This is a genomic window from Myxococcus sp. CA039A (assembly GCF_013336645.1).
Lineage (GTDB): Bacteria > Myxococcota > Myxococcia > Myxococcales > Myxococcaceae > Myxococcus > Myxococcus llanfairpwllgwyngyllgogerychwyrndrobwllllantysiliogogogochensis.
The window spans coordinates 1-11,244 of record NZ_JABUMQ010000349.1 but is presented as its reverse complement, the minus strand read 5'-3'; the positions used below and the strand labels follow the sequence as shown (position 1 = coordinate 11,244).

The 11,244-nt window shown below is 68.1% G+C and carries 11 protein-coding genes; 5 read left to right on the top strand and 6 right to left on the bottom strand.

Features of this window, described 5'->3' with window-relative positions; translation table 11 throughout:
- A partial coding sequence (locus HR086_RS39170) for an energy transducer TonB (protein WP_174468161.1) occupies positions 1-557 on the top strand: 557 nt, incomplete at its 5' end.
- A gap of 51 nt (positions 558-608) precedes the next feature.
- Here HR086_RS39170 and HR086_RS39165 read toward each other — a convergent pair.
- Positions 609-1,097 carry a MarR family winged helix-turn-helix transcriptional regulator gene (locus HR086_RS39165; RefSeq protein ID WP_174454297.1) on the bottom strand — a complete coding sequence of 163 codons (489 nt, stop codon included), beginning with the start codon at positions 1,095-1,097 and terminating at the stop codon, positions 609-611.
- A gap of 311 nt (positions 1,098-1,408) precedes the next feature.
- On the opposite strand from HR086_RS39165, the gene HR086_RS39160 reads away from it, so the two are divergent.
- The 3 genes from HR086_RS39160 to HR086_RS39150 all read left to right on the top strand — a co-directional run bounded on the left by HR086_RS39160 (position 1,409) and on the right by HR086_RS39150 (position 5,942).
- Complete coding sequence (locus tag HR086_RS39160; RefSeq protein WP_174454296.1) at positions 1,409-2,833, top strand: TolC family protein; 1,425 nt, start codon at positions 1,409-1,411, stop codon at positions 2,831-2,833.
- A gap of 143 nt (positions 2,834-2,976) precedes the next feature.
- Positions 2,977-3,189, top strand: a complete 213-nt coding sequence (locus HR086_RS39155; protein ID WP_141640524.1) for a hypothetical protein — start codon at positions 2,977-2,979, stop codon at positions 3,187-3,189.
- Positions 3,190-3,458: 269 nt separating this feature from the next.
- Positions 3,459-5,942: an FG-GAP-like repeat-containing protein gene (locus tag HR086_RS39150; protein ID WP_174468160.1), complete on the top strand. Its 2,484-nt coding sequence runs from the start codon at positions 3,459-3,461 to the stop codon at positions 5,940-5,942.
- A 77-nt stretch (positions 5,943-6,019) separates the two neighbouring features.
- On the opposite strand, the gene HR086_RS39145 is transcribed toward HR086_RS39150, so the two are convergent.
- The 5 genes from HR086_RS39145 to HR086_RS39125 all read right to left on the bottom strand — a co-directional run bounded on the left by HR086_RS39145 (position 6,020) and on the right by HR086_RS39125 (position 9,763).
- Complete coding sequence (locus tag HR086_RS39145) at positions 6,020-6,655, bottom strand: isoprenylcysteine carboxylmethyltransferase family protein (RefSeq protein ID WP_141640522.1); 636 nt, start codon at positions 6,653-6,655, stop codon at positions 6,020-6,022.
- 91 nt (positions 6,656-6,746) lie between these two features.
- Positions 6,747-7,316: an RNA polymerase sigma factor gene (locus HR086_RS39140; RefSeq protein WP_174454294.1), complete on the bottom strand. Its 570-nt coding sequence runs from the start codon at positions 7,314-7,316 to the stop codon at positions 6,747-6,749.
- A 7-nt stretch (positions 7,317-7,323) separates the two neighbouring features.
- Complete coding sequence (locus HR086_RS39135) at positions 7,324-8,385, bottom strand: Rieske 2Fe-2S domain-containing protein (protein ID WP_174454293.1); 1,062 nt, start codon at positions 8,383-8,385, stop codon at positions 7,324-7,326.
- A 23-nt stretch (positions 8,386-8,408) separates the two neighbouring features.
- Positions 8,409-9,053, bottom strand: coding sequence for an HAD family hydrolase (locus HR086_RS39130; RefSeq protein ID WP_174454292.1), 645 nt, complete (start codon positions 9,051-9,053; stop codon positions 8,409-8,411).
- 143 nt (positions 9,054-9,196) lie between these two features.
- Positions 9,197-9,763 (bottom strand): hypothetical protein, encoded by a 567-nt coding sequence (locus HR086_RS39125; RefSeq protein WP_174460984.1) that lies wholly within the window; start codon positions 9,761-9,763, stop codon positions 9,197-9,199.
- Positions 9,764-10,047: 284 nt separating this feature from the next.
- On the opposite strand from HR086_RS39125, the gene HR086_RS39120 reads away from it, so the two are divergent.
- On the top strand, positions 10,048-11,241 hold the full coding sequence (locus tag HR086_RS39120; RefSeq protein WP_174460983.1) for an LLM class flavin-dependent oxidoreductase: 1,194 nt from the start codon (positions 10,048-10,050) through the stop codon (positions 11,239-11,241).
- Positions 11,242-11,244 lie beyond the last annotated feature (3 nt).

The window sequence follows — 11,244 nt, the reverse complement described above, 5'->3', positions numbered from 1 at the left end:
CGCCCAAGCCCAAGGCGGTGAAGCCTCCGCCCATCAAGGTGGCCGAGGTGCCCAAGCCCCAGCCGCCTCCGCCGGAGCAATTGCCGCCTCCGCCCAACGAGCCGCCGCCCACGCCGCAGGCCAAGCCGCCGCCGCTCGTGGTGGGCATGACGATGTCCTCCACCACCAGCGCGGGCTCGTTCGCCGCGCCCGTGGGCAACACCGCCTACGGCAAGGCGGACGGCGTCGCGAAGGACCCCAAGGACGTGAAGGGCTACTCCGCGCCCAAGTACACGCCCATCTACCAGGTGGACTCCGAGCCCACCGTGGCCTCCGAGGTGAAGGTCCCCTATCCGGAAGAGGCCCGTCGCGCTGGCATCGAAGGCACGGTGACGCTGTCCATCACCATCGACAACGAGGGCCGCGTCGTCGCCGCCAAGGTGCTCTCCGGCCCCGGCTACGGCCTCAATGAAGCGGCGCGCGATGCCATCAAACGCTTCCGCTTCAAGCCCGCCATCAAGGGCGGCGAGGCTGTCTCCACGGAGATGAAGTACTCGTACACGTTCCTGCTGGACTGAAGCACGCCGGGGCCCCACCTCCCTGCTGGAGGGACGGGGCCCGCGCGGGCCTCACTGCGAGCGCAGCGCCCGGCGCATGATGTCGCGCAGCGCGCGCAGGTCATCATCCGACAGCGCGGCGATGAGCTCCGGCGGCTCCGCCAGTCGCTCCAGGAGCCGCTCGCGCAGCGCCACACCCGAGTCCGTCAGCACCAGCATCTTCACCCGCCGGTCCTGCTCGCTGCTGCGCCGCTCCACCAGGCCCCGCGCCTCCATGCGGTCCACCAGGCCGGTGACATTGGACGCGTCACACGACAGGTAGTTGGCCAGCGTGCTCATCGCCAGCGGGCCCTCGCCCAGCTGACGCACCACGTGCGCCTGCACCGGGGACAACTCGAACTCGGCCGCCAGCGCCGGGAAGTTCCGCATGTGGGCGTGCATCAGCTCGAACAGCAGCGTCCACGCCTGCTTGGGCAGGTCCCCCTCCAGGGCCTCCGGCCCGGAGTTCGGCGGCTTGCCCCGTCGCTCCAGATTCTCGCTGCTTCCACTCATACCGCTCATGGTAATTCACCCCCATTACCTAAACAATTGACTTCATCAAATATTGAGGGTTACTACATTCCGGAGCTTCCAAAATCGAACGACATGGCCTATGTGGGGCCCGACCCGAAACAGGACCGTGGAAGAAGCCATGCGGCGGCGGATGACCTTCATAAGAGCCGGTTCGGCCCTTCGCGCTGAATTCCTGTCGTTCATGACGCGCTCGGGCAGAACGCCCGGAACGCGGACCCAAGACACACCCCCGTAGTGAATCCATCTAGGACCATTGGGGTTCGCGCCGGCGCGGACCCCACGAGGAGGCAGAGGCGGTTATGAGCTCACTTCTGGCGTTGACCCTGGCGGCCACCCTGGCCGCGGCACCGCCCCCCGTGCTGACCCTGGAAGACGCACTCATCCAGGCGCGAAAAGAGAACCTGGACCTGAAGGCGGCGCAGGCGCGGCTGCGTCAGGCGGACACGGCGTCCCGCAAGGCGTGGGCGGGCTATCTGCCCACCATCACCGTGGGCGCGGCCATCGTCCGAAACTCCAATGCCGCCGTCATTCCCCCCGGTCCCCTGGGTCCCGAGCCCGTGGTCATCCAGCCCCTGGTGCAGCGGCAGTTCCAGGCGGAATTGCGCCAGGCCCTCATCGCGCCCCAGCTGTGGGCGGGCATCCAGGCGGCCTACAAGAGCGAGACGGTCGCCGCGCTCAACGTGGAGCAGGCGCGCCGGGAAATCCTCTTCGGCGTGGCGCAGGCGTACTACGGCGCCGCCGCGCAGGCCCAGGCCGTGACGGTGCAGGAGCGGCTGGTGGAGCTCAACGGCGCTCGCGCGAAGGACACCAAGGTCCGCTTCGACGCCGGCACGGTGACGCGCGTCGCGCTCCTGCGCGCCGAGCAGGATTTGTCCCGCGCCGAGCAGGACCTCATCCGCGCCCGCAACGCGCTGGCGTCCGCGAAGCTGGTGCTGACCACGCTGCTGGCGTTGGACAGCCCGGACTTCGAGGTGGCCCCGCCGCCGGAGCCGCAGGTGCCGGTGAAGACGGAGTCAGAGGTGCTCGTGGAGCGCTCACTGGAGCAGCGCGCGGACGTGGCCGCGGCCCGTGAGACGACGGAGCTGGCGCGCATCAACAAGCGCGGCGTGTGGTTCAGCTACCTGCCCACCGTGGGCCTCACCGGCACCTGGCGCATCGCCAACGCCGCGGGCTTCGCGGGCCGGGCGGACGTGTGGCTCATCACCCTCGGGGCCAACTGGACGCTGTGGGATGGCGGTCTGCGCGAGGCCAACCTCGCGGACACCTCCGCGAAAATCGTCGAGGCCCAGGCCAACGCCCGCAAGGCGGAGCTGACGGCGCGCGAGGAAGTGAAGCGCTCGCAGCTGGATTTGGAGAGCGCCCTGGCCAACCGCCTCAAGGCGGAGCAGACGGTGGAGCTGGCGCGGGAGTCCCAGCGCCTCACCGACGTCTCCTTCAAGGCCGGCGTGGCCACGTACCTGGAAGTCGCGGACGCGAACACCGCGCTGACCAACGCCGAAATCGGCCTGGTGAGCGAGCGCCTCCAGGCTTCGGTCGCCGCACTGCGCCTCTTGCGCTCGGTGGGTGCGTTCGAGGCTCGCCCGCTCGACTCCGACCTGAAGGACGAGAACGCGGTGCCGCCCACGGTGCAGCCGCTGCCCGGCGCGACGGAGCAGAACCCCGCGGGGATGCAGCCCCCGGAGCAGCCGAAGCCGGAGCAGCCGCAGCCCGCGCCGCAGCCGTAGAGACTCACCCGTCCGGCGCCTGAACTCCAGGCGCCGGACCGACCGCCTCCCGGGGCGGTGGCGCGGCCCCGCTTGTGAGGCTTCGCCACCGACCCCACCCTCGGAAGGAAGACAGCAGCACCCCTTTTTCCGAGGAGGTCATCATGGCGGAAGGACAGTGGGGCAACTGCAAGAGTTGTCGCTACTTCGCCAGCGGTAACGCGAACCCCAGTGACAATGAGACGCAGCGCTGCATGCAGGCGGACCTGCGTGCGTACGACCTGAAGGTCTCTGGCGCCAGCGGCTGCAATGCGTTCGAGGCCCGCACCGGCGTCGGACCCCAGCAGCGGCAGGAGCCCGCCCAGCCGGCGCACTGACACCGGCAAGCGGTTCCCGTCGAGACTTCGTGGAGCACAAGACTCCACGAAGCAAGACGGCCACGGCCCGTCGGGCCGTCCTCCCTCTCAACACCCTTTGACACCCGCTCCGTCAGAGCGAGCACGTCCTGCTCGCGGGCGCGCAGGTGACGCATGGACTGCTTTGGGGCCGCCTGGAGTCTGCCCTTGGAAGCGACGTGCGAAGGCGTCAGCACGACATGGTAGGAGCCTGCCGGGCCATTCACGAAGGCCCCCGTTTGGATTCCCCCATGAAAAGACTCCTGCTGCCGTTGTTGATGACAAGCATGGCTTGTACCCAGGCCACTCCTTCCGCCCCCGTCGAGACGGCCCAGCGCCGTGATGCCGTCCTGACGGACGCGCAGATTGGGAATGCCTGGAAGGACCCACCCCTGCCGTACCGGACCGTCTCCTTCACCTTCGATGACGGTCCGGATGACAATCCGATGGCCAGCTTCAATACCAGTTGGCAGATCGCGAAGTACCTGCAGCAGCAGGGGATTCGCGCGACATTCTTCATCAACGGGTGCCGCATCGACGCGGGTTGCCCGCGGTACCTCGGCGACCTGGGCAACACCACCTATCTGTCCCAGATTGTCGAGATGGGCCACCGGGTGGCCAACCACACGTATGACCACGAGGCGCTCACCAACCCTTCGCTGGGGGCCGCGGGGCAGATCGCCGAGCTGAAAGTCAACCAGGCCATCCTGGACCCCTACATCACGGATGGCATGTTTCTCTTCCGGGCCCCGGGCGACAACTGGGGGCAGTCCCCCATCGGTGAAACCCACGCGTGCGACGGCTCCTCCTCAATCGCGAACAACGTCCGGAGCGACCCCGCGTTGTCCAAGATGAGTGGCCCTTTCTGTTTCGACTGGGACGCCCACGATTGGGCTTGCACGAATAACGGCTGGACGCCGGAGGCCTGCGCGGACCACTACGTCGCCATGAGCCTCGAGCTGGATCCCGATGGGGACAGGACGGTGAATGGGCTCGAGCGAGGCATCATCCAGATGCATGACTTCAATCCCACGATGAACATCGCTGGGACGGACTGGGCCTACCGCTTCGTGGTCTCCCTGGTCGGAAAGCTCAAGGCCGTGTCTGGCACCCCGTACGTCTTCGTCCCGCTCGACGCGCATCCCGGCGTCCGGGGAATGTTCAGCTTTCCCGCTCCGACCCAATGGACCACGACCTACCTGTCCGACTGGGAGACGTGGAACAGCGACGTTGGCTACTACGGGACGGTCCGGCTGGGTGACATCAATGGCGACGGCAAGGCGGACGTGTGCGGGCGTGGCTCCGGGGGGATTCGGTGCGCGCTGTCGCTCGCGGACGGCTCCATGGACACCGCGACCAACTGGCTGAGCCTGGTGGCCGACACGGATGGCTACAAGCCGGCCCAGTACAGCACGACGTTCCAGTTGGCGGACATCGACAATGATGGCAACGCCGATGCTTGCATCCGTGCCGTGGTTGGCTACCTGTGCTTCAAGTCGAACGGAACGACGGCGTTCGCGACGTCGGCCTGGGACGCGGCGGAGTTCTCCAATGCGAACGGGTGGAATGCCTCGGAGGCGCTCTATGGCTCGATCCGGATCGGGAACGTCGACGGGGACCTCGATGGCTATGCCGACATCTGTGGGCGGAACGCGGCGGGTGAAATCGTATGCAGCCTCTTCAACGGGACGACCTTCGAGGCCGCGACGTCCTGGAGCTCGGACTTCACGGCCCCGTCGTGGGCATTGGCGAAGCACGCCACGACGTTCCAGTTGGCGGACCTGGACAACGACGGCAAGGCGGACATCTGCGCGCGTGGGGCGGACGGCATGTGGTGTGGACTGTCCGAGGGCGTCGCCACGGGCTTCGCGACGGCGTCGCGCTGGACGCAGATGTCCTTCGATGACGCCCAGGGATGGGGAACCCTGCCGTCGCGCTACAAGTCCATCAAGCTCGGCGACGTCGATGGGGACGGCAAGGCGGACGTCTGCGGCCGGCACTCGACGGGGCTGGTCTGTTCTTTCTCGACGGGGACCTCCTTCAGGAACTACCGCTATGTCACCAACATGGACTTCGGTGACTCCGAAGGGTGGTCCGCCGACGAGTACGGCTCGACGCTCGCCCTGGGAGACGTCAATGGCGATGGCCGGGCGGACCTCTGTGCTCGCGCGAGCGCGGGGTTGACCTGCACCCTGGCCCCCATGCTTCTGGCCACCTACAACACGACGCGACAGACCGGGCTGTGCTCGACGGCGCAGGCCTCCTGCGACTCGGGGATGTTCTATGAGGGCCGGGGGACGGTGTATCCGGAGGCCCAGCAGCCCAACACGCTGCAGGGCACTTGCGCGGATGGCTCCGCGGTCACCACCGTGGGCACTGACGTCACGGGCGGATACCTCAAGGATGGCTCGGTTGAGCGCGTGCGGGTGATGACGCTCGACAAGACGCCGTTCGCCTCGGGGAAGACGGTGCGCGTGGAGGTCAGCGCCTTTGCCTCGGGCACCGGGGAGCAGTTGGAGATCTTCACCGCGGCCAACGCCGCCAGCCCGACGTGGGTCAGCCTGGGCGCGACCACCCTGTCGAGCGCGGGGTATGCGTGGGTGACGCGAACCTACACCCTGCCGGCGGGCGCGCAGCAGGCGGTGCGAGCCGTCCTCCGCTCCACCAGCCTCTCGGGTGCATGCCCCGGTGGCGGCTTCACGGACGTGGATGACCTCGCCTTCACGGTGCAGTGACGTGAACGACTGACCTACCCGTGGCGCCTGGGGCCGGAGTTCATCCCGGTCCCGGGTGCCGTTGGGAGGTGTGCCCTTCAGGCCGTGACTTCCGCGGGCTCCAACCGGCCCAACCCTGGCAGGAAGCGCCCCACCCGCGCCGCGTACTCGCGATACGCCGGGCCGTGCAGCCGCGCGAGGTGCTCCTCCTCCAGCCTTGCTTGAAGAGACACGAGCAGCACGTAGTCGGCGCACGCCATCCACGTCCACGCGCTCGGCGTCACGCAGGCCATCCCCACCACGACCCACAGCATGCCCGCGAAGATGGGATTGCGGACGACGGAGAACAGGCCGTCCGTCACCAGCGCCGTGGGCTCCCGGTCGATGCCGATGCGCCAGGACGCGCCCATCTGCACCTGGGCCACCAGCACGACGACGAGCCCCGCGAGCAGCACCGCCCAGCCCAGCCACCGGACGGCGTCCGGCACCGGCCACACGCCGAGCCGCTCCGAGCCCAGCGCCGCGTACAGCGCGCTCCAGGCCGTCAGGCCGAGGATGAACAGGCCCATGCACACGCCGATGACACGCTGGAAGGGATTGGCGCGGCGGTGCAGCACGAAGGCGGCCTGGCCCGTGCGGCGGCGCAGCCGCGCGGTGGGCAGCACCATGGCGAAGAGGAGGAAGGCGACGGCGCTGGCGGGCAGCGCGAGGCGGTGGAGGGTTTCGGCGTCCATGAGAGGTCCTCGACGAAGAGGGCGAGCACCCGCCCGCCCCTGACGCCAGGGCTGACGCCCGGCCCCCGTGCCGCATTACACCGGCTTTTTGTCAGGCCTCTTCGGTGACTCGGGGACGCCCCGGCTCGCAGGCGCAGTCCACGCAGCCGTGGGTACAGCAGGTGCCGCACAATTCGATGAGCCGACGACCCAGGGCCTGCCGGGCGCGGTGCAGGCGGACGGCGGCGTTGTTCGCGGTGAGCCCTTCCTCGCGGGCGAACGTCGAGACGGGCGTGCCCTCCAGGTCCACGCGGCGGATGGCGGCCGAGTACTCCGGCTTGAGCGTGTCCGTCAGCCCCGCCACGCACGCGCACACGGAGGACTCCAGCGCCTCGGCGTCCTCGGTGGAGCGGGGAGCCTCCGCGTCCTCGACGGCCAGGGCGCGCTCTTCCCTGCGGGCGCGGCGGTGGCGGTCCACCAGGACGTTGCGCAGCAGCCGGTAGAACCAGGCCACCGCGCTCTCCTCGTCGCGCAGCCCCTCGCCCTTCTCCAGCCCCTTCACCAGGGCGAGCTGGAGGACCTCCTCGGCTTCCTCCGGGCTGCCCACGCGCGGGGCCAGGAACGCGAGGAAGCGGCGCCGCTGGGCGACGAGGGTCTCCATGACGCGCGCGTCCAGGCTCATGCGGGCTTCAGCCTACCGCCTCGCGCGCGAGCGACACGGCGGGCAGTTCGTCCTCGGTGGTCGTCGTCCGAGGCTGACGGAAGTAGATGCGCTCCATCAGCCGGCGCTGGTGAACCAGCGGCTTGTCGTACCGGTCCAGGCGCATGCCCCTGTGGCTGTAGGGCGTGTCCGCGACGGTGGGGATGAAGCGCGCGTCGTCGACGACCTCCCAGCGGGTGAGCTCCATGGCCACGCGGGCCGCCACCGGCAGGAAGGGCTTGAGCAGCGGCTGCACGCAGCGCAGGAAGGAGAAGACATGCAGGCGCGTCGTCTTCGCCGTCTCCGGGACGAAGAAGATGTTGGCGCGGGTGATGAACGGACGCTGCTTTCCGGAGGGCGCCTCCCAGCTCACGGTGTACTGGCTGTGCACCGGGTCGAAGCGCGTCACCCACTCGTTGCGGAACAGGTCGCCGTCGCGCACGCCCAGAAGCTTCATGAGCGCCGCGGGCCGCTGGGGGGCGCGGTAGAACACCTCCGTGCGGTCCTCGAGGTTGTGCGCCTCGAACTCCACCTGGCCCGCATGAGGGTCATCCCAGCCCAGGCGGGTGTGGACGTAGGGCGTGTGTTCGTCCTCGCTGAAGTTGTCGAGCGCGACATGCAGCGGCGCCTCGAAGAGCACGGAGAAGCTGCCCCCGAAGAGGTAGCCGTCGTTGGCGGGAAGCTCCGGCAGCGAGGACAGCGGGGTGTCGCGATGGGCCAGCCACAGGTAGCCCCGGTGCTCCACCACCTGGAAGCTCTTCACGTCGCAGTGCCGCAGCTCCGGCTGACTGGGATTGGCGCCCTGCCCCTGCGCGTCGAAGCGCCAGCCATGGTACGGGCACTGGAGCCGACCATCCGCGCGCACGCGGCCCTTGGACAAAGGCGCGAAGCGGTGGGGACACGCATCCGCGAGCGCGGCGGGACGCCCTTCAGCGTCCCGGAAGAGGGCATAGGCACGACCGGCCACCTCCACTCGCATGGGTTTCTTACGGAGCGCGGTGGCTGGGAGCACGGGATGGAAATGACGGAGGACGTCGGGCAGTGGCTCCATACTTTCCAAGTATAGCGAGCGACTCAGGACAGGGGAGGAAGGCGCTCCAGCAACCGTCGCAAGTCGGGCTGAAGCTCATCCGGTGTTTCACCGGCCAGCTCCTCCACGGGGTGAGTGCCCCAGGTGACACCGTAGGTGCGCAGTCCGGCCGCCTTGCCTGCACGCAGGTCCAGGGTGGTGTCACCCACCATCCACAATCCGCCCGTCTTCAGCTCGGCGAGGGCGCGGTGGAGCACGTCGGGTGCGGGTTTGTGCGGAAAGTCATCCGTGCCCTGCACATGGTGGAGCACGGAACCCAGGCCCATGGCGTCCACGAAGCGGCGGGCCATGGGGCTCTTCTTGGTGGTGGCCACGGCCAGCAGGTAGCCGCGCTCGCGCAGCGTGCCGAGGGCCTCCAGCACACCGGGATAGGGGCGCGAGCGGTTCATGTAGTTGAGGGGGTAGTGCTCGCGATAGGTGGCGCACAGCGCGGGCACGTGCTGGGGCGCGAACTCCGCGTACATCAAGTCGAGTGGGTAGCCGATGAGCGCGCGCACCTGGGCGTAGGTGGGGGCGGTGAGGCCATGCACGGGGAAGGCTTGCAGGAAGCTGTCGATGATATCCGGCAGCGAGTCCACCAGCGTGCCGTCGAGGTCGAAGAGGATTCCACGGGAGTCAGCGCGGCTCATGCGCTCCTGCATACGTGGTTCGTGCGCGCGGGGCACCTGTTCCCGACGTGGCCCTCGCGGGCACCCGGCCTGGGAAGCGGACGGGTGCCCGGGAGGAGGTCGTCACCTTCGCCGTGGGGGCCTCGCGGGGGTGACGGAGGGGCTCACTCGAAAGCCGTGAAGGAGAAGGTCGATTGGAAGTCGACGTCCGCGCCCTTGCTCGTGAAGGTCGGCGCCGCCGTGCCTCGCAGGACCACATCGAACCGACCCGCGAGAAAGCGCGTGTAGTCCTCCTCCGCCATCGCCTCCGAGTCGAAGTCGACGATGAATGCCACCGGGCCACTGCCCGTGGGGCTCTCCCCGTGGCCCGCGACGTAGGTGTTGTTGGAGTCATCGATGAGAAAGAGGATGTCCACGCGGCCGGTGAAGACCTCGGCCAGCGAGCTCACGCCGACGCTGGACGCGCCCAGGGTGAGCGTGAGCTGGGTGAGTTCGATGCGCGCAGGGGACTTTCCGTCCAGCTCCTCGCGCGCCGCATCGACGAAGACCTTGAAGGGATTTCCCGACTCGGTCGAGATGCCCTTCCGCGAAGTCACGGTCGCATTGACGGTATCAGACGACTTGGCCTTGAGGTTGATGCCGACCGGCGCCGAATACGACACCGCATCGCCTCCACAACCCATGAGTGTCTGGGCGGCGAGCACCACCACCAGGAAGACCTGCTTCCACATGAAAGCTCCAAAAAGAGAGAACAGGGTGCGCTCGGCCCGGCGCGCCTCGCGTACTTGGGACGCTACCCATGCAGGACCCATTCGACAGGCCGATGGCCACATCGCCCCGCACTTGAAACGAAGGGTGCGGGCTGGCGACCTCCCGCGAACAGCACCAGGTAAGACAAACAATGGATGTCAACCGCGACCCTCGCCGTGACAAGGATTGACCCGCGAGACGGAACAACCACACTCCTGGTGCTACAGTCGCATCAACCCGAGGTCTACAGGGGGAAGGACCTGACATGCGACTCGATATCTTCTCGGAGATGCAGCACCCGAAGGAACATTGGACCCAGCCGGACCATGAACATCGGCTCATCCGCGAAACACTGGAGCAGGCGCGGCTGGCGGATGAGATGGGCTACGGCGTCTGGTGGCAGGTGGAGCATCACACCGCGGTGGAGTTCAGCTACAGCTCCGCGCCGGAGGTCATGCTCACCGCCATCGCGATGGGTACGAAGAACATCCACGTGGGCCACTCGGCCGCGCTCGCGCCCGCGCGCTTCAACCACCCCATCCGCATCGCCGAGCGCTCCGCGTTCATCGACCACCTGAGCGGCGGCCGCTTCCAGCTCGGCATGGCCCGCAGCACCATCCCCGAGTGGCGCGTCTTCAACATCGACGCGGACGCCACCCGCTCACAGATGCAGCAGGCTTTCGAGATGGTCCCGAAGATGTGGACGCAGGAGAAGTTCTCCTGGGACACGCCGGACTTCCGCGTCAAGGACATCAGCGTCATCCCCAAGCCCTACCGCAAGCCGCACCCTCCCCTGTGGCAGGCGTGCTCCAGCCCCGCGTCCTTCGAGCAGGCGGGACGCAATGGCGTGGGCGCGCTCGGCGTGACGCTGTGGGCCTCTCCGGAGCAGGTGGGAGAGATGATTCACCTCTACCGCGAGGCGCTGAGGACGCGCTGTGAGCCCGTGGGCGAGTTCGTGAACAACCAGGTGGCCTTCTTCACCTTCGTGCACTGCGCGGACTCGGAGCGCGAGGCCATGGAGAACGGCGCCGCCCAGGCCGCGGCCTGGTACACCAACGGCTCCTTCACCTTCTTCGAGGCCAAGGATTTCTTCGTCAAGTCGGCCGCGGAGCTGGAGGCGCTCGCCAAGGACCCCGCCGGTGGCGGCCTGACGGGCCAGTACCTGCGCGGCAAGGACCCGAACGCCCCCGTGTCCAAGGCCCAGCGCATCCTCGGCCGCATCATGTCCGGCGAGGACGTGCCGCACGAGCAGGTGTGGGAAGTCTTGAGCGCGCAGGACTCGCTCATCGTCGGCACGAAGGACCAGGTGCGGCAGGGCCTCAAGCGCTACGAGTCGCTGGGAATCGACGCCCTCATGTCCTTCCACCAGGTGGGCGCCCTCTCGCACGAGGCCGTCCTCAAGAGCATCCGCCTTACCGGCGAACTCATCCCCGAGTTCAAGACCCCCGCCCCTCCCTGAACC